Below are 21,484 nucleotides of genomic sequence, written 5' to 3' on the forward strand. Positions count from 1 at the left end.
ATAAAATGGATTGTCGCCGGCCCATGCGAAATCCGCCCGTGGCCGGTATAATGCGTGGCCTTTAACGCACAGCCTTTACCAGGCAGTAACCTTCAGGATGCTTTCATGACCGTACGTACCCGAATCGCACCGTCCCCCACCGGTGATCCCCACGTTGGTACCGCCTTCGTGGCGCTGTTTAATCTGTGCTTTGCCCGACAACACGGCGGCCAGTTTATTCTGCGGATTGAAGATACGGATCAGGTCCGCAGTACCGATGAATCCGAACAGGACATCCTGCAAGCCCTGCGCTGGTTGGGACTTGAGTGGGACGAGGGCCCTGATGTGGGTGGTCCTCATGGCCCCTACAGGCAGTCAGAGCGCAAGGACTCTTACCGCCAGTACGCGCTGGATCTCGTCACCAGGGGGCATGCCTTTTATTGTTTTCGTACCCCGGAAGAGCTGGACGCCATCCGCGAGGAGCGCAAGGCCCAGGGCCTGAATCCCGGCATCAAGGGTGACCTGGAGTTGCCGGAAGAAGAGGTCAAGCGCCGCCTGGATGCGGGCGACCCGTATGTGATTCGCATGAAAGTGCCGGAACACGGCGTCTGCGAGATCGAGGACATGCTCCGTGGCACCATCGAGATCGACTGGTCCCAGGTAGACAGCCAGATCCTGCTGAAGTCCGACGGCATGCCCACCTACCATCTGGCCAACGTGGTGGACGATCACCTGATGGAAATCACCCACGTGCTGCGTGGCGAAGAATGGATCAACTCCGCCCCCAAGCACAAACTGCTGTATGAGTATTTTGGCTGGGATATGCCGGTGCTGTGCCATCTGCCGCTGCTGCGTAACCCGGACAAGAGCAAGCTGTCCAAGCGCAAGAACCCCACCAGCATCAATTTCTACGAGCGCATGGGCTTCCTGCCGGAGGCGGTGACCAACTACCTGGGCCGTATGGGCTGGTCCATGCCGGACGAAAGAGAGAAATTTACACTAGATGAAATGATCGAGAACTTCGACATCCAGCGTGTCTCCCTGGGTGGCCCGGTTTTCGATGTGGAGAAACTGCGCTGGCTCAACGGCCAGTGGATCCGCGACGAGCTCAGTGATGAGCAGTTTATCGAGCGCATGCGCCACTGGTGGTTCAACGAGCAGGCCCTGCGGGACCTGGTGCCCCATATCAAGGGCAGGGCGGAAGTGTTCAGCGACGTGGCCCCGATGGCCTCGTTCATGTTCTCCGGCATGCTCAACCTCAAGCCGGAAGATTTCAGCCACAACAAGCTTGACGAAGCCCAGGTCAAACGGGTGCTCCAGTTCACCCTATGGAAACTGGAGGCCCAGCGCCACTGGAGCAAAGACAACATTTTTGCCGACATCAAAACCCTGGCCAAGTCCATGGAACTGAAAATGGGCGACTTCATGTTCGCTATCTTCGTGGCCATCGCCGGCACCCCCAATTCCTGGTCGGTGATGGACTCAATGGCCATTCTCGGCCCGGACATGACCCGCTCCCGCCTGCGCCATGCTCTTGAAGTGATGGGCGGTTTCTCCAAGAAGGAAACCAAGCGGGTAGAGAAGGAGTATGCAGCGTTGCTTGCCGAGTAACCAGATTGGTGAATAAGTAAACGGCCTGGGCAGGGATGTTCACGAAACTGAAAAAACGTTGGAAAAAAGGTTGACGCCCCAGGGGCCGATCCTTAATATACGCAGCCGTTGAGGGGCCATAGCTCAGCTGGGAGAGCGCAACACTGGCAGTGTTGAGGTCAGCGGTTCGATCCCGCTTGGCTCCACCAATTTCTAGTCCCCTTCGTCTAGTGGCCTAGGACTCCGCCCTTTCACGGCGGCAACAGGGGTTCGAACCCCCTAGGGGACGCCAATACGGCTTATCGGTTTAGTCCACCGGTAGGCCATCAAAAAAACCGCCTTCGGGCGGTTTTTTTGTGCTTGCAAGAAACCTCAGCGAGAAGCAATAGCGCCTTTGCCAACCCCCTCATAGGCCTTCACTCGAATAATATCCTCCGGAAACTCGGCCTTAAGCTGCTCGGCTATGTGCGCAGCAATCAGCTCCACCGTCGTATCGGAATCCAGCATATAAACCCGACTCTCCGGCAGCGTCAGCGCAAATTCTCCCTGGTTTGCCTCATACTCGAAGGTCACATATTCCGTGCCGTCCGCGGCTACCCAGCGCTGGGTTACATCTTCCTCGGACCCCACGTAGATATCCTGCCACAACTTCGCCCAGCGGTTTTCAAGATCCCGGTCGCGATGACCGTTGCGGTCAATCCGGATCGGGGAGCGGTGTCCGTGAGCAATCCTCTGGCAGTTACCCAGGTGTTTCTTCAGGCCATGAACGTAATGGTAGTAGGCACCTTCAATCACATCTTCCCGCAGTGAAATCTCCACGTCGGTCACATTGGCGGGAAGCACTGCCCGCAATTCGTGCTCCAGCAGAGTAGCGACCGCAGATGGAACCACCCGTTGAGAGGACAGCCAGACCACGGCCTCGTCCGGAGATTGATGAAGAATGCGGGTGCCGTCTGTCAGGTGCCACATAAAGCTTTCCGGCTCGTCTTCGTTCCATTCGAGCCCGCTATAGCCCCGGGGGATCACCAGGCGGTGATCCACTCGCTCATCAATTACCCGCTTGATGGTGCGTTTGACGTTACTGAAATCAAACACCATACCCTGGTCGTCCAGCTCGCCACCCAGAACCACGTCCACAATCCAGCTTTCGCCCACGAGCCCGCGGGAGGCGTCCAGATAGGCAAAGTCGATAACCGTCAGATTGTCTACGAAAAGGTGGTTCATCGGAGGGGCCCGGGAAGATGAGGTTGATTGATGGGCGGATTCTAGCAAAAATCCGCCAACGCTAGCAGCTTTGCATGGGGTGCGTGGTGAAAACAACGGAGCAGGTGAGAATGGAAAAGACCGATGAAGATCGCCATGATGCCTTTCCCGCACTGGTGTTGGCCGCCGGCGCGTCCCGGAGGATGGGCAGATCAAAGGCCTTGTTGCCGGTGCATTCGGGCACGCTACTGGATCACGCCATTGGCCAGGCAAAGCTGCTGGGTGCCCCGGTCACTGTCGTTGCGGGCGGTTGGTACCCGCTGGTTCGCTATCGTTGCCGTGTGCAACCGTCAGCCTGGGTATTTAACAGGGATTGGCACGAAGGTATGTCGGCCTCGTTGAAAGCCGGTGTTGGAAGTCTGGGGGCGCATGCCAAAGGGGTGTTTGTGGTGTTGCTGGACCAACCCCTGATTGAATCCGGCGCGTTGACCGCACTGGCGCAGGCGGCCAGAAACAACCCCTCGCAACCTGTGGCGGCAGATCTGCACGGCAAACCTGGCGCACCGGCCTATATCCCCAGGCGTTTGTGGCCTCAGGTAATGATGCTGGAAGGGGACAGAGGGGCGGCTGCCATCCTTGCGAGCAACGGCGCCATCAGGATTGCCATGGCTGGCGCCGGTTCGGATGTGGATACGCCCGCAGACTGGTGCCGTGTCAGCCGTCAGTTACCCGAACAGCCCTGACAACCAGGCGATGCCCACTGCAAAAATGCCCAGGCTGGCGGCCAGCCCCATGGTGTAGATGCGGGACGTGGCCGAACGCTGCTGGGATACAAACAGGTCGATAGTGCGCTGGGCGATGTCCTCGGCGGTTTCCCGGGAGATCTCGTGGGCCTGCTGTATGGCTTCTGATTGCAGGGTCTGCCAGAACTCGGTATCAATGGTCTGTACGCTGGTGATGTGGTCTTTGAGTTCCGCCATGTGATCGCTGGTGAAGCCCGTGTTGCGGGACAGATCCTTGCGCAACTCGGCCAGCTCACGAGCCAGGTTGAGATTGACCTCTGCTGCCACGTCATCCCGGAGATTGCGGGTACGCTGTTCGATCATTTCGGTCACAGCGTTGAGGCGCTCTTCAACCGCTGCTTCCTGTCTTTTGCCGGATTCGTCGAGCGCCCGCTTGAGGTGGTCAAACTGTTCGTCGAACAGTGAGCTGAGTAGTTCATGCAGGCGATTGTTGATGTGGGTTTTCACAGCCGAGCGGGCAATCTGTTCGATCAGGTCGCTGGTCAGTGGAACCACCTGGGGGCCGTTGCCGTTGGCCTGTGGTTCACCATCGGCTTTCGGCGACATTTCCAGGGATGCATCCGTGGGGATATCCAGAGGTTCTTCCTCCGTGGCCCCGGCGGTGGTACCCGGTTCCGGTGGCTCGGGAAGGTTGCCATCGGTCACATCGCTGTCAAGCTGCTCCAGGACCAGGCTGAGGCCCTCTGTGTGAGGCGGCTTGGTGAGGATGTTGTAGACACCGAAATTGCGTGCTTCCTCCATGAACGACTGGGACTTCTTCGAGGTGCACATGATGATGGGGATGGCGGCTGTTTCCGGATTGCCCTTGATGGCCTTCGTGGCTTCCACGCCATTCATGCCCGGCATCAGGTGATCCATGAAGATCACATCGGGGCGTTTATTGGTGTTGAGGAAGTCCAGCGCCTCCTCTGCCGAGCCGGCCATGTTCACTTCCATGTCCCGGCCTTCCAGCAGTTTGCTCAGGGCAAATCGAGCCACTTTCGAGTCGTCTACCAGGAGTGCATTCTTGATCGCCATGTCACAACCTCAACCTTTACTGCATGTGTGTTCATTAGCGGGCTGATGCTTACCAGCCTTCCAGTTTCGGGCATTGGGTTGCCCGATAGCTCTTCTCCCGATAACAAACACCGGGTTCCTTGGTCCGGGCGGTGAAAATCTCCCCGGCCGCCGTTGTCAGGCGCACCTGTCCGTAGGGTTCGCCATACCTGAAAGTCGCCTCGATCGAGCTACCGTTGGGATTGCGTAGCAGCCCCTTGCCATGGAACGAGCCTTCAATGTATTCACCTTCGTATTTCTTGCCATCGGCAAACACTTCCTTGCCTTTGCCATGGAACTCCCCGTTGGAAAATTCGCCTTCGTAATGTCGTCCGTCGGGGTAGGTGAGGGTGCCTTCGCCATGAAATTCGTCGTTCCGGAAGCCGCCTACATAAAGCATGCCATCCGACGTGGTGAGTGAGCCATGTCCGTTCAGCTGTCCTTCGGACCATTGCCCGGTCAGAATATCATCGTTCGCCAGGGTCAACGTGCCCTGGCCGTCAAACTGGTCGTTGCGGAACTGGCCGGTATACCGGGTGTCGTCAGCATTCCGCCAGGTCCCTTCACCGTGGCGCTGGCCCTCACGCCAATCGCCTTTATAGCGACTGCCGTCGGGGTACCAGGCGGTACCTTTGCCATCAAACTCACCATCCACGAAGTGTCCTTCGTAGCGCAGGCCCTTGGCATCTTCATAGCTGCCATCGCCGGTTTTGATGCCGCCAACCCAGGTGCCGTCGCGGTATTCGACCCGGGTGTAGGCGTCCAGTTTGCCCACCAGCGTCTTTTCATTGCCGGCCGAGAGCGCTACTGTTTGCTGCCATGGCTTGTGGCCCTCCTTGCTGATAACCACTTCGTATCTGCCGGGTTCCAGTTCCAGATCCAGCCGGGTGGCACCGTAGTCCTTGCCGTTGATAGTGACTTCATCGCCGACCACGTTTGAGCGCAGCACCAGCTTGCCGGTTGTCGGGCGGGGCTCTTCCGGTTGCTGTGGGGATGCATCTGTGCGCGTTTCAGGCATTGCCGAATGGGGTTCGGCTACGGCCAGCATTTCCGGGTCTTCGGGTAGTTCGGGGATAAAGAAGGGCTCGCCGGTGATGCGGCCGCGGGTGCGATCAGTGTCGGCCTCGTCACCAGTGGGTTCTCCGGAAGCGGCCAGAGCGCTGTCCCCCAGTGGCAGTTCCGGAGTTTCACCAGCGCTGGCTTCGGTGGTGCTGTCTTCCCGGTAAAGTTTCTCGGTTGCCGGTTCCGGAGTGTCTTTGGAAACGGTGGCGATGGTCTCTTCGGCTTCCGGCTCACTGGCAATGATATCCGTACCCATGGAAAGCTCATTGCGCACCGATGCAAAGCCGGCCGTCACCAGAAGCATTAGTGCCAGGGCGTTGACGAACAGTAGCGGTCTGAAATCGACCATGAGAAACCTCTCGATTCTGCATTCTTGTGTTACAGCCGGTGCCCTGCCCGTGTCATTGTCATTGTTCAACGGGAATCAGGGATTACACAGCCTTATCTTACCCAGTCGGGGCAATCTTATGTAACACAAAGTCACGGAAGTTAACGAGAATGCAGGACAAATCACACTTTCTCCGGAAGCTGATCATGGTTGAGCTGCTCCCAGGAACGCATGTACACATCCGCCTCGTACTGATAGGGGGATTTGAAAGGGGTCAGCACAAAGTCGAACACCAGAAAGAAGAATCCGACAGATCCCCAGGCGATGAACAGCGTACTTATAGTGGTAGCCTGGACTTCCGGGTTTGCGTCGACAAAACTTTCCAGCAGCGGTATCAGGTCCGATGCCATCACCACCGGGTTGAAGCTCGATAGAACGAACGGTATCCAGAAAGCCAGGAACACCGGAAAGAACCCGAAGGACCACAATACCCTGCGTAACAGGTATATGCCGATGGCGCGCCAGTACCGTTGCCTGATCTCGGGAACCCGGCGTATGCGCTCCAGGTAACGGCGCCGTTCGGCCCAGTAGGCAGCCACTTCCGGGGCGTGGACATTGTGGCCTTTGCTGGCGGGCTTGTGGCCGGTACCGGATGCGCTTCTGGTGGTGTCCGGAGTGTGGTTACCCTGGGTTTCAGTGGTCATGGAGTCGGCTACTGCCTTGTGGCTTCGGGTTAGTGCATGATAATAGAAAGTACGTGTTACCCTACAATCCCCATTTGGTTAAAGACAGGATAGTTTTAATGGCGGCAGTGATCGAGAACACAGTCCATCCGGCGTTTGAAATGCTACGAAGTCACCGCGTCAGCACGCTGAACGTGACCGTCGAAGAATACCGTCACCGTAAAACCGGCGCCCGCCACCTGCACCTGGCGGCAGATAACGACGAGAATGTGTTTTTTGTGGCGCTGCGGACCTTTCCGATGGATTCCTCCGGGGTAGCCCATATCCTGGAGCATACCGCGCTTTGCGGCAGTGAACGCTTCCCGGTGCGGGATCCGTTTTTCATGATGATTCACCGTTCCCTGAACACCTTCATGAATGCGTTCACCAGCAGCGACTGGACGGCATACCCGTTTGCCAGCATGAACCGCAAGGATTTCGATAACCTGCTGACGGTCTACCTGGATTCGGTATTTTTCTCCACGCTTGATCCGTTGGATTTTGCCCAGGAAGGCCATCGCCTGGAATTCGACACGCCGGAGGATCCGTCCTCGGATCTGGTCTACCGTGGCGTGGTATACAACGAGATGAAAGGTGCCATGAGTGCGCCTACGTCCCAGTTGTGGCAGAACCTGTCCAGCCAGCTGTTTCCCACCACTACCTATCACTACAACAGTGGCGGTGAGCCAGACCACATAGTCGATCTGAGCTACGATGATCTGCTGCGCTTCTACCGACACCATTACCATCCCAGCAACGCGATTTTTGCCACTTACGGCGATATTCCGGCCCATGAGCACCATGAGCGGTTTGAAGAACTTGCGCTCAAGCGGTTTGACTACCTGGATGTGGAGCTGCCGGTGCGGGACGAGAAGCGGATGTTTTCGCCGATCCGGGTTGACCAGAGCTATGCCGTCAGTGAAGGCGAGGAAACCGGACACAAGACCCATATTGTGATGGGCTGGCTGCTGGGGCACAGCTTTGACCTGCAGGAAAATCTAGAAGGCCAGTTGCTGGCCAGTGTGTTACTGGAAAACAGCGCTTCGCCATTGATGCGGGCCCTGGAAACCACGGATATCGGGCACTCCCCGTCGCCCATGTGTGGCCTTGAGGACTCCAATCGCGAGATGACCTTCGTGTGTGGTATCGAGGGCAGCGAGCCGGACAAGCAGGGCGACCTCGAACAGTTGATCGAGCAGACCCTGGCAAAAGTGGTGGAAGAGGGGGTCAGTCAGGATCGCCTGGAAGCCATTCTGCACCAGTTGGAGCTTCATCAGCGCGAGATTGCCGGCGACAGTTTCCCCTATGGCCTGCAGTTGATCATGACCGCTATTTCGCCCATGGTTCACGGCGGTGACCCGGTGGAGCTCCTGGACCTGGAGCCTGTGCTGGTGGATATGCGCGAGAAGATCCGGGATCCGGACTATGTGCCCGGCCTCATTCGCAGCAAGCTGCTGGAAAACCCGCATCGGGTCACCCTCACGCTGCGCCCGGACGACAAGCTCGAAAGCCGCCGTCAGGCCGCGATCCGCGAGGCGCTGGCCCGTCGCAAGGCGTCACTGACCGATGACGAGGTGCAGCAGATTATCGACCGCGCCCGGGCACTCGAAGAACGCCAGACCCGTAAGGATGACGATTCCATACTGCCCAAGGTGGATCTGTCAGACGTGCCACTGCAGCTTCCGGAACCCGAAGCCCGGTTCGCCGGCGACATGTCGGCTACCATCTATGCGCGGGGGACCAACGGCCTGGTCTACGAACAGGTGGTCGTACCGGTTCCGAATCTGTCTGAAGATGAGCTGCTGTTATTGCCGTACTACACCACGCTGATTCCGGAAGTGGGCTGCGGTAATCTGGATTACCTGCAGATGCAGGACCGTATTTCCGCTGAATCCGGCGGCATCAGTGCGTCATTCTCCGCCAAGGGGCGGATCGATGATGTGCAGGATCTGTCCGGCTATATTGTCTTTAACGGCAAGGCACTGGCCAGAAACCGCGAGGCGTTGACCCGCCTGCTGAAGGACGTGTTCGACGGTGCCCGTTTTGATGAGAAAGAACGGGTTCGCGAACTGGTGGCCCAGATTCGTGCTCGCAGAGAGCAGGGGGTGACCGGCAGTGGCCATGCTCTGGCCATGGGCGCAGCTTCCCAGGGCATCAGTCCGGGAGCCTGGCTGTCATTCCGGCTCGGTGGCCTGGCGGCGATTCGCGGGGTCAAGGCCCTGGACAAGTCACTCGATGACCCGGCTGAACTGGAAAAGCTTTGTGAGCGACTCGCCGCACTGCATGAGCGTATCCGGCAGCAAACCCGTGAGTTCCTGCTGATTGGAGAGGAAGAGCACCTGGACCCCATGCTCACTGAACTGAAATCCATCTGGGGCGACACCAACGCCGAAGCCGGTGATTCCTGGAAATTGGCGCCGGTCAGTTACCAGGCTCGCGAAGCATGGCTTACCTCAACTCAGGTGAACTTCTGCGCCAAGGCGTACAGCACCGTTGCCATCGATCATCCGGACGCCGCTGCACTGACGGTGTTGGGTGGCTTCCTGCGCAACGGATACCTGCACAGGGCGATCCGTGAAAAGGGGGGTGCCTACGGTGGTGGTGCCGGCCAGGACAGCGTTAATGGTACCTTCCGGTTCTTCTCCTATCGCGATCCCCGGCTGGGTGAAACCCTCGCAGATTTCGACAGGGCCCTGGATTGGCTACAGGAACAACAGCATGATCCCCAGGAACTGGAGGAGTCCATCCTCGGTGTCATCGGCCAGCTCGACCGTCCACGGTCCCCGGCCGGTGCGGCCCGTCACGCCTTCCATAACCGCCTGTTCGGCCGCACACCTGAGCAGCGCGCCCGCTTCCGTGAGCGTGTACTGGCGGTGACTCTGGAAGACCTGAAGCGGGTGGCTAAGGAATGGCTGAAGCCGGAGAGCGCCAGCGTGGCGGTTATCACCAGCTTCGAAAACCGCGACGCCGCCAGAAAACTCGGGCTGGAGATTCAGGAGTTGTAAGTCTCCTAACGGTTGCGCTTGAGCCCGGTGCTTACCATGATGCGGGTGGATATTTCTTCCACTGAATAGGCTGTCGTATTGAGGTAGGGGATCCGCTCCCTGCGGTACATCAGTTCTATTTCCTCGATTTCGTGCATGCACTGCTTCAGGGACGAGTACCGGGAATTCGGCTTGCGCTCGTTACGGATCGTGGCCAGCCGTTCAGGCTCGATGGTCAGCCCGAAAATCTTTTCCTTGTGGTTGCGAAGGGCGGCGGGCATTTTCTGGTCTTCCAGATCTTCTTCGGTAATGGGGTAGTTTGCAGCCTTTACGCCATATTGCAGAGCCAGATACAGGCAGGTGGGCGTTTTGCCGCTGCGGGAAGCGCCCACCAGAATAAGGTCGGCCTCGTTATAATGACGGGTGCGCGCGCCGTCGTCGTTATCGAGTGCGAAGTTGACGGCTTTGATTCTTCGCTCGTAGCTGCCTTCGTTGTTGATGGCGTGGGACTTGCCGACAGTGTAGGACGAAGACGACCTCAGCTCCTGCTCAAGCGGGCTCAGGAAGGTTCCGAAGATATCCACCATGAAGCCGTCGGCGCCGGAAATAAGATCCCGGATATCGCTGTTTACGATGGTGTCAAAGACCAGAGGCCGGGTGCCGTCAACGTCCGCTGCCTTGTTGATGCGTTTGACCATTTCCCGGGCTTTGTCAGTGTCATCAATATATGGCACCGTAATGCGCTCGAAATCGATTTTTTCGAATTGCGCCAGCAGGCTGTGGCCGAGAGCCTCGGCGGTCAGGCCAGTACCATCGGAAATAAAGAAAGCGGTTCTTTTCATGGCGTGTCGTCCGGCTCCGTATTTGGCGGGTTCCCTAGGTAATTTCCACAGGTTACAGTATCATACACGCCAAGTTCGAGAGCCCGCAGTGGAGAATGCAGGAATTGCAGGGGCAGGGTCACGTGAGAGTCACCTCCACCGCTTCGGTTTCGCTCTTTGCTTCAACGAATCAAGGGAGACACGCTTTGGAAGATTACATTATCTGGTTTGATCACCTGGGAATGTCAGATGTTGACCGGGTTGGAGGAAAGAATGCCTCCCTCGGTGAAATGATCAGTAATCTCGCCAATGCAGGTGTTACGGTGCCCGGAGGCTTCGCCACCACGGCCCATGCTTATCGTGAGTTCCTCGCAAAAGATGGCCTGCGCGAAAAGATCGATAACACGCTCGACGCCCTGGACATTAACGATGTTAATGAACTTGCACGAGTTGGCTCCCAGATCCGCCAGTGGATCCTCGATACACCCTTCCCCGAGGCACTGGAAAAACCGCTGGAAGACGCTTACGCGAAACTGCGCGGCGGTAATGACAATATGGCGGTTGCGGTGCGTTCCTCCGCCACAGCCGAAGACCTGCCGGATGCTTCTTTTGCGGGCCAGCAGGAAACGTTCCTCAATGTGGTGGGGCTGGAGCAGGTTCGCACGTCGGTGAAGGAAGTGTTTGCCTCGCTGTTTAATGACCGTGCCATATCCTACCGTGTTCACCACGGTTTTGATCACAAGCAGGTAGCCCTGTCTGCGGGCATCCAGAAGATGGTTCGCAGCGAAACCGCCGCCAGCGGTGTCATGTTTACCCTGGACACGGAATCCGGCTTCCGGGATGTGGTGTTTATTACCGGCTCCTATGGACTCGGCGAAACCGTGGTTCAGGGTGCGGTAAACCCCGATGAGTTTTACGTTCACAAGCCCACCCTTGATGCCGGCCGGCCCGCTGTTCTGCGTCGTAACCTCGGCAGCAAGGCCATCAAGATGGTCTATCACACGGATCCGTCCGCAGAGCAGTTTGTGGAAACCGTCAAGGTCGAGCAGGAGGAGCGTAATCGCTTCTGTATTACCGATGCCGAAGTGGAAGAGCTGGCCAAACAGGCCATGATCATCGAAAACCACTACCAGCGCCCGATGGACATCGAGTGGGCGAAAGACGGTGACGACGGCCTTATCTACATCGTTCAGGCCCGCCCTGAAACCGTCAAGAGCCGCGCATCCGCCAACGTGATGGAGCGCTATCTGCTGAACGAAACCGGCACGGTTCTGGTGGAGGGTCGCAGTATTGGTCACAAGATTGGCAGTGGCCCCGTCAAGATCATCACCAGTATCAAGGAAATGGACCGGGTACAGGCCGGCGATGTGCTGGTCACCGATATGACCGATCCGGACTGGGAGCCGGTGATGAAACGGGCCTCCGCCATTGTCACGGACCGTGGCGGGCGTACCTGCCACGCCGCCATTATTGCCCGTGAACTGGGCATACCGGCGGTGGTTGGTTGCGGCGATGCAACGGACGTGCTGAAAGACGGTCAGGAAGTGACCGTATCCTGCGCCGAAGGTGACACCGGCCTGATTTACGAAGGCAGCCTGGATTTCGAGCTGAAAGAGAACACGGTTGATTCCATGCCCAATATTCCGTTCAAGATCATGATGAACGTGGGCAACCCGGACCGTGCCTTCGACTTCCAGGCCCTGCCCAATGAAGGCGTAGGCCTGGCACGCCTGGAATTCATTATCAACCGTATGATCGGTGTGCATCCCAAGGCTCTGCTCAACTATGACGGCCTGCCCCGTGACATTCGCCAGACCGTGGAAAAGCGCATTTCCGGGTACAGCTCACCGGTGGATTTCTACGTCGACAAACTGGTTGAAGGCATTTCCACCCTGGCAGCGGCGTTTGCCCCCAAGAAAGTGATTGTCCGGCTGTCGGATTTCAAGTCCAACGAGTACGCCAACCTCATCGGTGGCACCCTGTACGAGCCGGACGAGGAAAACCCGATGCTGGGCTTCCGGGGCGCTTCCCGCTATATCTCCGAGACCTTCCGTGACTGTTTCGAGCTTGAGTGTCGGGCCCTGAAGAAGGTGCGCAACGAGATGGGCTTCACCAACGTGGAAGTGATGGTGCCGTTTGTGCGCACCGTGGGTGAAGCGGAACAGGTGGTGAACCTGCTGGCCGAGAATGGTCTCAAGCGTGGTGATAACGGCCTGAGAGTCATCATGATGTGTGAGTTGCCTGCCAATGCCTTGCTGGCGGATCAGTTCCTGGAGCATTTTGACGGGTTTTCCATCGGCTCCAACGATCTGACCCAGCTGACCCTGGGGCTGGACAGGGATTCAGGCATCATTGCGCACCTGTTCGACGAGCGGAACGACGCCGTCAAGGCCTTGCTGGCCAGTGCTATTCAGGCCTGCAAAAAGGCCAATAAGTACATCGGTATCTGCGGGCAGGGGCCATCCGATCATCCGGATCTTGCAAAGTGGCTGATGGACCAGGGTATCGATTCGGTGTCCCTGAACCCGGACTCGGTTCTGGATACATGGTTCTTCCTTGCTGACGAGAAAATCGACTGACCAATTCGAGAAAAGGAGAGCGCAAGCGTGCCTATCGTAACCCCTGATCTGTGTGATGATTATCCGGAAATACTCGTGGTGGAGCCGGGATTTCGCAATTATGGCGCCCGGGATGCGTTCGGCGGCGAGATTGTGACGGTCAAGTGCTTTGAGGATAACTCCATCGTCAAAGAGCAGGTTGCCCTTCCGGGAAACGGACGTGTGATGGTTGTTGACGGCGGCGGCTCAAAGCGCGCCGCGCTGCTCGGCGATATGCTGGCGGAAAAGGCGGCTGACAATGGTTGGGCCGGGCTGATTATTTATGGCTGCATACGGGACGTGGACGTGATCGGTAAGACGGCTCTGGGTGTCCAGGCGCTGGGCACCCATCCGCGCAAAACTGAAAAACGCGGTGTGGGTGACCTGAACGTACCGGTGACATTTGGAGGCGTGACCTTCCACCCGGGCCACTATGTCTATGCTGACAACAACGGTATTGTGGTATCCGAGAAGGCGCTCAAGACCGGTTAGATTCTTTTCATTCTGCGAATGCCCGGTAGTCCTTTGCGGTTACCGGGTATTGCTGTCTGGTCATCCTGATCAGCGTTTTATCTCGACAATCTCCATTCCCAGCAGGAAACCGTCGCCGTCAGGCTCGCAACGCAGTACGCGACAAACTGTCTCGAACGGGGGGAACTGCTCACTGGTTGTCGGCAGCAGGGTATTTATTTCGTCCCCTTCGGAAAACGCCCTTTCAACGAAGAGTTGCATGCCAGTGCCGCTCAGGTCTTTGCAAATACCCGGAAATGTCACACCGTTACTATCCGTGAGTTCGATTTCAAGATTCATCGTCATGCGATGAAAATCGCGTTTCTCCGAATAGTTTTTCATGAACTCCGACATTGCGGCACCTCACGGTTGTTGTTTTATTCTTTATAATGGCTATGGCGCTGAGCGTCAAAGTATATACGTGAGAGTGCCGGGGGCAGAGGCTATGCCCAGTTATCGGTTTTCCGGGTTGGCTTCAGGAGCGGGATCACCAACGCGAGAATTACGCCCAGCAAAACCAGGGCAGCGCCAAGCAGCATGAAGTCGGATTCTTCCTTCGCCTCCAGTCTTTCCTTTTCAGCGGTGAGTACTTCCAGCTCATTGCGAAGTTTCTGATTCTCCTCGCGAAGCTCGCCGTTTCGGCGGTCAAGGTTGATTGAATCCGCAGCCACTTCCTTGATATTGCTGAGCTCTTCGCTGAGACGGCCGGCCCTGGATTGAAGAGCCTCCTCGGAGTTTCTGAGCTCATTCCTTTCGCTGGTGACTTCCTGCAGTTGTGTCTTGACCTCGCTCAGTTCGTTACGGGCCTGTTCAAGCTGCCGGTTTGCCTGTTCAAGACGTTGGCGGGCTATCGGAGTCTCGGTGATGTAGCGGCTGACTATCCAGCCTTCGATGCCATCGGGGGTGCGTACCCGGCTATAGCCGGACTCAGAGGTTTCCAGGAGCTCGAGGGCGGTACCACTACGAACGCCGGAATGGAGAATGCGATATTGTGTCCCTTCACCGCTGCGGATGGGAGCAAAAAGTGTATCGTCGACGTAGACGGTTTTTGCATGGGCTGAGGTGGCAGCGACCATCAACACAATCAAGCAGATAAAAAGACGTTTAGGCGACACTGGCTTTGTTCCCTGAAACAGCAAGTTGAGGCGCAATTTTGTCACAGATACCGGGTCATACAAGGTAGCGTTCATTACAAAAAACTCATGGAGTTCGATGCGGGCACAGGGGCGCGGCTCACGGGAGCACAGCCTTGAAGGGTTTGACGGTAACCCGCTGGTAAACCCCGGCTTCCACGTAGGGATCGGCATCTGCCCAGGCCTGGGCAGACTCCAGGGAGTCAAACTCGGCAATGACCAGGCTGCCGGTAAATCCCGCATCACCCGGTTCCGGGGTGTCGAGTGCAGGGTGGGGGCCTGCAACCAGCAGCCTGCCCTCGTCCTTCAGGGCGTTGAGCCGTGCAATATGGTCTGGACGGGCCGAAGATCTCAGTGACAGGCTGTCTTCAACGTCCTCGCTGATAATGGCGTAATACATGGCGTTCTCCGGATATTTGCTGACACGGGCCAGTGCCTGGCTGATACACTGGCACCTTTGTAATAACTCTGAAATCGGAATCGATGTGACTATAACGCAAGAAGCTGAGTTCTGCATTGATCTGCATTGCCACAGTACGGCATCAGACGGCGCCCTGGCGCCGGAAGATCTTGTGCGGCGGGCCAGCGATAAAGGTGTGACCCACCTCGCACTGACGGATCACGACACTATTTCAGGTCTGGGCGATGCCACAGAGGCAGCGCAGGCCGCTGGTATTTCTCTGGTTGCGGGTACTGAACTCTCCTGTCTCTGGAGAAGCCACACGATACATATCGTCGGGCTGGATTTTGATACCTCAGACCACAACCTCAATGCTGCTCTGGCACGTCAGAATGATAACCGCTGGCGCCGCGCCCGCACGATTGCCGAAAAGCTTGCCAAGTTGAAAATTGACGACATGGTGGAGAAGGCCACGCTCAAGGCTGGCGGCGATGTGCCGGGCCGGCCGCATTTTGCCAGGGTGCTGGTGGAGGAAGGAGTGGTCAAGGACTCGGCACAGGCCTTCAAACGTTACCTGGGTTCCGGCAAGGCGGGTGATGTGAAGGGCTTCTGGCCTTCGCTGGAGGAGGTGGTGCAATGGATTACTGGTGCAGCGGGGATTGCGGTCCTGGCGCATCCCAGAAAATACAAACTGACTGCTACCAAATTGCGGGCGTTGACCAGCGATTTTCGCCAGGCCGGCGGCCGGGCTATCGAGGTGTCCACATCGGGCCAGTCCAGTGGCGACCTTGGCTTCCTGGCGGAGCTGTGCCGCCGCGAGAACCTGTTGGCTTCCCAGGGCAGTGATTTTCACTTTCCCGGGGCACCCTGGTGTGAACTGGGCTCCATAATGAAAATGCCAGACGGGCTCGATCCCGTCTGGCATCATTTCAGACAACCGGTAGGCGTTCCCGCAGCGGTTTAATCCGGAGCGTGGAACAACAGGTACAGATCCGTCAGCGAGTCCGGAATCGCGTCCGCCATGTCACGTGACAGTTTCGGGCTGTTGCGGACGTTCTGGAAATCTTCATCCTCGAACAGGCCTGACAGTGTCAGCATCGGCACCAGCAGGTCTGCGGTTTCTTCCTCACCTGCTTCCAGCCACGCATCCTCATTTTCAAGGAACGTATCCACAAAGCCTGCGCACCAGTTTTCCAGTGCATTCATCGGATCGCCATCTTCAGGCTCCGGCAACTCCAGGGGCTGCCCCAGGTCCAGAGCGTGGGCCATATCCCGGCCGAGTTGTTCCACAGCATTACGGAAGGTATCCGGAATCTGGCCGCCGGGCGCCTCATCGGCGCCCGTAGCCAGCCTGAAGATGTCCTCAGTGCTGAGTGATGCCGGGCCTACCACGCTGGCGCAGACAACCCCGTGCAAACCGAAGAAGTCCAGGGCGTCGTCGCCCCAGGGTTCTGCGAACAAGATGTCTTCCAGCGCTTCAATGTCCGAATCTGATAGCATTCGTCAGTTACTCCCGGCCTTTTTGGCCTCTTCGGCTGCCCGCTGACGTTTACGGACTTCCCTCGGATCATTGTAGGCGCGGCCCGGTGTTACCGGTACATCCACCTGGTCGGTTGGTTTTTCCGGCTCTGCTGCTGGCTCCTCGGCCTTTTCAGCGGGCTTGTCGTCCTGCCTGGCCTGTTCGGCTTCCGGCTCTGCGGAAGGTTCCGGAGCTGCCGCCGGCTTGTCTTCCGGTTTGCTGTCATCATCCTTTGCAGCGGGTTCCGCTGCAGGAGTCTGCTCTGCAGGCTGTTCGGTTTTATCCGCTTCCGGAGCAGTGGCTGCCGTTTCAGCGGTACCATCAGGGCTGGTGGTTGCCTCGGCTTCGGCCTGCTGCTCGGGTTTTGCAGTGACTTCGGGTTCTGCAGTCCCGGTGTCTGCCGCTGGCGCCGGCTTCGCAGCTGTTTTGTCTGGGGACGGCTCGTCCGCTGTCTCCGGCGTGGCCGTGTCAGTCGCTGTTTCGGCCTTCTTCGCTGCAGGCTTCCTGGTGGAAGATCTGCGCGGACGGGCAGGGCGTTTTGGCTTTTCTTCGCTGACCGGCTGTTCCGTTCCCGGTGATTCAGCAGGTGCTTCTACCTGATCAGCGTTCACTGTGTCCGAGGGTTCCGCCTCTGGCTGCTTCGGGGATGCCTCCGGAGTCGCTGCTGCTTCAGCCTCCTTGACGCTCCGATTCTCTACCGGCTTTTCGGCTGGTTTATCTACCGGCTTCTCCGCCGGCTTTTCCTCTGACGTATTGGCAGCCGCTACATCCGGCTTTACAGCGGGTTGCGCTGCAGGCTGTTTTTCCAGCTGGTCTTCCGGCTGGGTATCTTTCTGGTGCTTTTCACTCCGGGCAGTCTTGCGATCCGCCGGTGTGGAGGCCGGGGTTTCTGCAGGTGAGCCATCGCGACTGCGATTGCGCCTGGGCTTGCGGCGCTTCTCGTCGGAGCCGGATTTGTCAGCAGCCGGTTGGGCAGTGCTGTCCTGCGGCTCGGGCTTGTCTTTCAGTTCCCGGGTGTCTTTCTGCTCTCGGGTATCCTTCTGGTCGCGGCTCTGGGGCCGGTTACGACCCTGGTTGCGGCCCTGAGGCTGGCCGTCCTTGCGGCTGCTGTCCCGGCGGCTGTCAGCTGCCTTTTCGGGGCCGCCCTGCTGGGCCTGACCACCTCGAGCCTGGTCTTCACCGCGAGTGCGGTTGGCACCACGATTGCGACTACGATTCTCGTCGCTGCGACCACTGTCACTGCGATTCCCGTTACCATTGCCCTGACGACGATCGGCGCCGCTACGGTTGCCCGAGCGGTTATCGTCCCTGGCTACCCTGGACTTGCGACGTTCCTGGCGGTCCTGAGTGCGCCGCTCTTCATTATTGGGGCGGCCGGTTTGCTGGCGCTTCACCGGTGGCTCGCCAATAACTTCCTCGCCACTGAAAAAGTCGGCAATTTTGCGGCCCAGTTTTCTGAACAGACTTTCGGTCTGTTCGGACTGAGTTGTTTCCGCTGCTTTCTCCGGGGCCGGCGCTGCAGCCGGAGCCGGAGCAACCGGGCGAATGGCTTTCACGGCAGCCTGCTCGCGAACCGGAGGCTGGGCCGCCGGAGCCTCGAATATTTCTTCTTCCCGCTCGCTGTATTCCTGAGCCACCTGGTAGCTCGATACATGCTCCGCGCCGGACTCATCGTCACGCATGCGCAGAATTTCGAAGTGCGGAGTTTCCATGTGAGGTGCGGGGACCACCACAACTTCCACTTCCTGGCGGGCTTCAATGTCGGCCAGCTGCTTGCGTTTTTCATTGAGCAGGAAGGTGGCGACCGCCACGGGCACCACGGCCCGTACCTGGCCGGTCTTCTCTTTGGAAGACTCTTCGAAAATCAGGCGCATGATGCTCAGGGCGAGGGACTCTATGCCCCGGATCGTGCCCTGGCCTTCACAGCGTGGGCAGACTTCACTGCGGGTTTCGCCCAGTGACGGGCGCAGGCGTTGCCGCGACATTTCCAGCAGGCCAAAGCGGGAAATCTTGCCCACCTGAACCCGGGCGCGGTCGATCTCCAGCGCTTCACGCATTTTCTGTTCGACTTCCCGCTGGTGTTTGGCCGGGGTCATGTCGATGAAATCGATGACGATCAGACCGCCCATGTCCCGCAGACGCAACTGGCGGGCGATCTCTTCTGCTGCTTCCAGGTTGGTCTGAAACGCGGTTTCCTCGATGTCGTGGCCCTTGGTGGCCCGCGAGGAGTTGATGTCGATGGACACCAGTGCTTCGGTGGGATCGATAACGATCGAACCACCAGAGGGCAGCTTCACTTCCCGCTGGAAGGCAGTCTCGATCTGGCCTTCGATCTGGTAGCGGCTGAACAGGGGGATTTCGTCCTTGTACAGCTTGATCTTGTTCTCGAACGACGGCATCACGGCACGAACAAAGCTCAGTACGTCCTCGTAAACCGTACTGGCGTCAATCAATACCTCGCCAATGTCCTGGCGCAGATAGTCACGCACGGCGCGGATGATCACGTTGCTTTCCTGATGGATCAGGAACGGTGCCTTGCGCTCGCCGGCTGCCTGGGTGATGGCTTCCCAGAACTGGACCAGGTAGTCGAGGTCCCATTGGAGTTCTTCCGTGGTCCGGCCGATGCCAGCGGTGCGCACGATGATGCCCATGGATTTGGGTACCTGGACATCGCTCATGGCATCTTTCAGCTGAGCCCGCTCATCACCTTCAATGCGGCGGGAAATGCCACCGGCACGAGGGTTGTTGGGCATCAGCACCAGATAACGGCCGGCGAGGGAGATAAAGGTGGTCAGGGCCGCGCCCTTGTTGCCACGCTCTTCCTTGTCGACCTGGATGATTACTTCCTGGCCTTCGGCAACAACATCCTTGATGTTGATCTTGCCTTCAATCTGGCCCGGTGATTTTTTGAAATACTCCTTGGAGATTTCTTTAAGGGGGAGGAATCCGTGACGGTCAGCGCCGAAGTCCACGAAGGCGGCTTCCAGGCTGGGCTCTACGCGGGTAATACGGCCTTTGTAGATGTTGGCTTTTTTCTGCTCGCGGGAGCTGGATTCAATGTCCAGATCGAACAGACGCTGGCCGTCTACCAGGGCTACGCGCAACTCTTCAGGGTGAGTTGCATTGATCAGCATTCTTTTCATGGAAAGAAGTGGTTCCTGTCGTTTGGTTTGGACAGAAAACCTGGGGGAATGGCATCAGCGAAGCAGAACTTGCGTGCCGCGGGCCCCGTCGTTCGGGGCAAGCCGGCGGCCAGACGAATCAGATCCCTGCGGGAAGTCTTCCCGGGGTTCCGAGGCCACCGCCGACAGTTCGACTGCCCGAAGGCAGGGAGGTGTCGTGTAGGGTTAATGTCTGTTGACGCATGTTATCCGTTTTCAGGTTCACGCGGGTGCCTGGGTCTCACGTCGTATTCGTAAGCTGGACGGCCCGGCCCTGCGTGCTGGTAAAGATTCTTCGCGATGTCGCCCGACGGTTTTCCGTACGGTTTCATGTTCTCCCGGCGCCCGGTCAGTTGCCGTTCTCGGCTTCTTCCGTTTCAACCCGGGAGGATTCGGTCGCCGTGCCCGGTAATGATTGGGCTTTCGGCGTTCAAACTCTCAAATAGTGTCGGTATACTTCTGCCGCTCCGGCTTCTGACATACTGGCCAGGCCGTAGACAAACGGTAAAGCACGCCGGAATATAACAGTATTTGTCATACCCTTCAATCCCGCAGGCTTTTCGGCGGTAAGGTAATCATGTCCAGATCTCCCAGGCAGAAACGCGCTTCTTCCTCATCCCGGTCAGCCAGGGATGCGCGGAGCAGTCAGGCGCCCGGCACCCGGAATGCAGAGGTGAAGCAGGGGGTGCGAAAAGTGGTAGTGGATGAGGACAACGCCGGGCAGCGGGTAGACAATTACCTGATGGCGCAGATTCGGGATGTGCCGCGCAGCATCATCTACCGTATTATCCGCAAGGGCGAGGTGCGGGTGAACAAGGGTCGGGTCAGGCCTGACACCCGCCTGAACACCGGGGATGAAGTGCGCATTCCCCCTGTCACCCGCAAGGAAAAACCGGAGCAGGTTGTACCCGGTTCCCGGGTTCAGGGGGTGATGCAGGATGCGGTCATTTTCGAAAACGATGAGATGCTGGTGGTGAACAAACCATCCGGCATTGCCGTCCATGGTGGCAGCGGCCTGGATTTTGGCCTGATCGAGGTGCTCAGGGCAGCAAGGCCCGAGTCAAAGTTCCTGGAACTCGTTCATCGCCTGGACCGCGATACCTCCGGCCTGGTGATGGTAGCGAAAAAACGCTCGGCGTTGCGCTATCTTCAGGATGAATTGCGCCATAAGCGCATTCGTAAGAGGTATCATGCGCTGGTCGCCGGGGACTGGTCGCAGTCGGTCAAGCGGGTTGACGAACCGTTATTGCGCTTTGAGCTGGGTTCAGGTGAGCGCCGGGTACGGGTAGACAGTGCCGGCAAGGAGTCTCTCACGTTGTTCCGGTGTCTGGAATTCTACAGTGGGTACAGTCTTGTGGAAGCCTCTCCGGTGACGGGGCGAACCCATCAGATTCGTGTGCACAGCGCCTGGGCGGGTCATCCGATTGCCGGGGATGACAAGTATATGGATGATGTGAGTCTTCGGGCTTTCCGCTCCGCTGGTGGCCAGCGATTGATGCTGCATGCCCGGTCGCTGGACTTTACATTGCCTTCAACCGGCGAAGCTGTTCATCTGGAGGCGCCTTATGACAAGGCGTTTGGCGATACCATCGCCAGGCTGACGGCACGTCGGAAGGCATCCGAATAACCGGTTGTGC

Annotated in this window: 17 protein-coding genes and 2 tRNA genes; 9 read left to right on the forward strand and 10 right to left on the reverse strand. The window is 58.0% G+C overall.

Annotated features, from left to right (window positions below):
• The first annotated feature begins 105 nt into the window (after positions 1–105).
• From gltX to QPL94_RS10555, 3 genes are all read left to right on the forward strand, one after another.
• Positions 106–1,590 (forward strand): glutamate--tRNA ligase, encoded by a 1,485-nt coding sequence (gltX, locus tag QPL94_RS10545; protein WP_285357231.1) that lies wholly within the window; start codon positions 106–108, stop codon positions 1,588–1,590.
• Positions 1,591–1,702: 112 nt separating this feature from the next.
• A tRNA-Ala gene (locus QPL94_RS10550) sits at positions 1,703–1,778 on the forward strand.
• 7 nt (positions 1,779–1,785) lie between these two features.
• Positions 1,786–1,861: transfer RNA gene (locus QPL94_RS10555), tRNA-Glu, on the forward strand.
• A gap of 80 nt (positions 1,862–1,941) precedes the next feature.
• Here QPL94_RS10555 and QPL94_RS10560 read toward each other — a convergent pair.
• Positions 1,942–2,793, reverse strand: a complete 852-nt coding sequence (locus QPL94_RS10560; protein ID WP_285357233.1) for a 6-pyruvoyl trahydropterin synthase family protein — start codon at positions 2,791–2,793, stop codon at positions 1,942–1,944.
• Positions 2,794–2,903: 110 nt separating this feature from the next.
• Between QPL94_RS10560 and QPL94_RS10565 the strand changes: the two genes are divergently transcribed.
• Positions 2,904–3,515, forward strand: a complete 612-nt coding sequence (locus QPL94_RS10565) for a nucleotidyltransferase family protein (protein ID WP_285357234.1) — start codon at positions 2,904–2,906, stop codon at positions 3,513–3,515.
• Here QPL94_RS10565 and QPL94_RS10570 read toward each other — a convergent pair.
• The 3 genes from QPL94_RS10570 to QPL94_RS10580 all read right to left on the reverse strand — a co-directional run bounded on the left by QPL94_RS10570 (position 3,498) and on the right by QPL94_RS10580 (position 6,704).
• Positions 3,498–4,592 (reverse strand): response regulator, encoded by a 1,095-nt coding sequence (locus QPL94_RS10570; RefSeq protein ID WP_285357235.1) that lies wholly within the window; start codon positions 4,590–4,592, stop codon positions 3,498–3,500. The genes QPL94_RS10565 and QPL94_RS10570 overlap by 18 nt on opposite strands.
• Before the next feature lie 49 nt (positions 4,593–4,641).
• The gene (locus tag QPL94_RS10575) at positions 4,642–6,021 is read right to left on the reverse strand and encodes an MORN repeat-containing protein (protein ID WP_285357236.1); all 1,380 of its coding nucleotides are present in this window, start codon (positions 6,019–6,021) and stop codon (positions 4,642–4,644) included.
• A 161-nt stretch (positions 6,022–6,182) separates the two neighbouring features.
• The gene (locus QPL94_RS10580) at positions 6,183–6,704 is read right to left on the reverse strand and encodes a hypothetical protein (RefSeq protein WP_285357237.1); all 522 of its coding nucleotides are present in this window, start codon (positions 6,702–6,704) and stop codon (positions 6,183–6,185) included.
• A 98-nt stretch (positions 6,705–6,802) separates the two neighbouring features.
• Here QPL94_RS10580 and QPL94_RS10585 point away from each other — a divergent pair, with 98 nt between their 5' ends.
• Positions 6,803–9,727 (forward strand): insulinase family protein, encoded by a 2,925-nt coding sequence (locus QPL94_RS10585; protein ID WP_285357238.1) that lies wholly within the window; start codon positions 6,803–6,805, stop codon positions 9,725–9,727.
• A 5-nt stretch (positions 9,728–9,732) separates the two neighbouring features.
• On the opposite strand, the gene ppsR is transcribed toward QPL94_RS10585, so the two are convergent.
• Positions 9,733–10,548 carry a posphoenolpyruvate synthetase regulatory kinase/phosphorylase PpsR gene (gene ppsR / locus QPL94_RS10590; protein ID WP_137434899.1) on the reverse strand — a complete coding sequence of 272 codons (816 nt, stop codon included), beginning with the start codon at positions 10,546–10,548 and terminating at the stop codon, positions 9,733–9,735.
• A 185-nt stretch (positions 10,549–10,733) separates the two neighbouring features.
• Here ppsR and ppsA point away from each other — a divergent pair, with 185 nt between their 5' ends.
• Positions 10,734–13,106: a phosphoenolpyruvate synthase gene (gene ppsA / locus QPL94_RS10595; RefSeq protein WP_285357239.1), complete on the forward strand. Its 2,373-nt coding sequence runs from the start codon at positions 10,734–10,736 to the stop codon at positions 13,104–13,106.
• A 27-nt stretch (positions 13,107–13,133) separates the two neighbouring features.
• Positions 13,134–13,616: a ribonuclease E activity regulator RraA gene (gene rraA, locus QPL94_RS10600; RefSeq protein ID WP_285357240.1), complete on the forward strand. Its 483-nt coding sequence runs from the start codon at positions 13,134–13,136 to the stop codon at positions 13,614–13,616.
• Between the two features lie 69 nt (positions 13,617–13,685).
• Here rraA and QPL94_RS10605 read toward each other — a convergent pair whose 3' ends face one another.
• From QPL94_RS10605 to QPL94_RS10615, 3 genes are all read right to left on the reverse strand, one after another.
• Positions 13,686–13,988: a PilZ domain-containing protein gene (locus QPL94_RS10605; RefSeq protein ID WP_285357241.1), complete on the reverse strand. Its 303-nt coding sequence runs from the start codon at positions 13,986–13,988 to the stop codon at positions 13,686–13,688.
• Between the two features lie 89 nt (positions 13,989–14,077).
• On the reverse strand, positions 14,078–14,749 hold the full coding sequence (locus QPL94_RS10610; protein WP_285357242.1) for a TIGR04211 family SH3 domain-containing protein: 672 nt from the start codon (positions 14,747–14,749) through the stop codon (positions 14,078–14,080).
• Positions 14,750–14,867: 118 nt separating this feature from the next.
• The gene (locus QPL94_RS10615) at positions 14,868–15,167 is read right to left on the reverse strand and encodes a YciI family protein (RefSeq protein WP_137434896.1); all 300 of its coding nucleotides are present in this window, start codon (positions 15,165–15,167) and stop codon (positions 14,868–14,870) included.
• Between the two features lie 85 nt (positions 15,168–15,252).
• Between QPL94_RS10615 and QPL94_RS10620 the strand changes: the two genes are divergently transcribed.
• Positions 15,253–16,131 carry a PHP domain-containing protein gene (locus QPL94_RS10620; RefSeq protein WP_285357246.1) on the forward strand — a complete coding sequence of 293 codons (879 nt, stop codon included), beginning with the start codon at positions 15,253–15,255 and terminating at the stop codon, positions 16,129–16,131.
• Here the strand turns inward: QPL94_RS10620 and QPL94_RS10625 are convergent.
• Together QPL94_RS10625 and rne are read right to left on the reverse strand one after the other, a co-directional pair.
• The gene (locus QPL94_RS10625) at positions 16,128–16,667 is read right to left on the reverse strand and encodes a YecA/YgfB family protein (protein ID WP_137434894.1); all 540 of its coding nucleotides are present in this window, start codon (positions 16,665–16,667) and stop codon (positions 16,128–16,130) included. The two genes, QPL94_RS10620 and QPL94_RS10625, sit on opposite strands and share 4 nt — an antisense overlap.
• A 3-nt stretch (positions 16,668–16,670) precedes the next feature.
• Positions 16,671–19,829: a ribonuclease E gene (rne, locus tag QPL94_RS10630; protein ID WP_285357248.1), complete on the reverse strand. Its 3,159-nt coding sequence runs from the start codon at positions 19,827–19,829 to the stop codon at positions 16,671–16,673.
• A 595-nt stretch (positions 19,830–20,424) separates the two neighbouring features.
• On the opposite strand from rne, the gene rluC reads away from it, so the two are divergent.
• On the forward strand, positions 20,425–21,474 hold the full coding sequence (gene rluC / locus QPL94_RS10635; protein WP_285357249.1) for a 23S rRNA pseudouridine(955/2504/2580) synthase RluC: 1,050 nt from the start codon (positions 20,425–20,427) through the stop codon (positions 21,472–21,474).
• Positions 21,475–21,484: the final 10 nt, after the last annotated feature.

The sequence above is a fragment of the Marinobacter sp. SS13-12 genome, from assembly GCF_030227115.1.
Classification (GTDB): Bacteria; Pseudomonadota; Gammaproteobacteria; order Pseudomonadales; family Oleiphilaceae; genus Marinobacter.

What these genes read in the sequence shown, in the direction of transcription:
- gltX (WP_285357231.1), top strand. Translation starts at nt 106, where the DNA reads ATGACCGTACGTACCCGAATCGCACCGTCCCCCACCGGTGATCCCCAC.
- QPL94_RS10560 (WP_285357233.1), bottom strand. Translation starts at nt 2,793, where the DNA reads ATGAACCACCTTTTCGTAGACAATCTGACGGTTATCGACTTTGCCTAT.
- QPL94_RS10565 (WP_285357234.1), top strand. Translation starts at nt 2,904, where the DNA reads ATGGAAAAGACCGATGAAGATCGCCATGATGCCTTTCCCGCACTGGTG.
- QPL94_RS10570 (WP_285357235.1), bottom strand. Translation starts at nt 4,592, where the DNA reads ATGGCGATCAAGAATGCACTCCTGGTAGACGACTCGAAAGTGGCTCGA.
- QPL94_RS10575 (WP_285357236.1), bottom strand. Translation starts at nt 6,021, where the DNA reads ATGGTCGATTTCAGACCGCTACTGTTCGTCAACGCCCTGGCACTAATG.
- QPL94_RS10580 (WP_285357237.1), bottom strand. Translation starts at nt 6,704, where the DNA reads ATGACCACTGAAACCCAGGGTAACCACACTCCGGACACCACCAGAAGC.
- QPL94_RS10585 (WP_285357238.1), top strand. Translation starts at nt 6,803, where the DNA reads ATGGCGGCAGTGATCGAGAACACAGTCCATCCGGCGTTTGAAATGCTA.
- ppsR (WP_137434899.1), bottom strand. Translation starts at nt 10,548, where the DNA reads ATGAAAAGAACCGCTTTCTTTATTTCCGATGGTACTGGCCTGACCGCC.
- QPL94_RS10605 (WP_285357241.1), bottom strand. Translation starts at nt 13,988, where the DNA reads ATGTCGGAGTTCATGAAAAACTATTCGGAGAAACGCGATTTTCATCGC.
- QPL94_RS10615 (WP_137434896.1), bottom strand. Translation starts at nt 15,167, where the DNA reads ATGTATTACGCCATTATCAGCGAGGACGTTGAAGACAGCCTGTCACTG.
- QPL94_RS10625 (WP_137434894.1), bottom strand. Translation starts at nt 16,667, where the DNA reads ATGCTATCAGATTCGGACATTGAAGCGCTGGAAGACATCTTGTTCGCA.
- rne (WP_285357248.1), bottom strand. Translation starts at nt 19,829, where the DNA reads ATGAAAAGAATGCTGATCAATGCAACTCACCCTGAAGAGTTGCGCGTA.
- rluC (WP_285357249.1), top strand. Translation starts at nt 20,425, where the DNA reads ATGTCCAGATCTCCCAGGCAGAAACGCGCTTCTTCCTCATCCCGGTCA.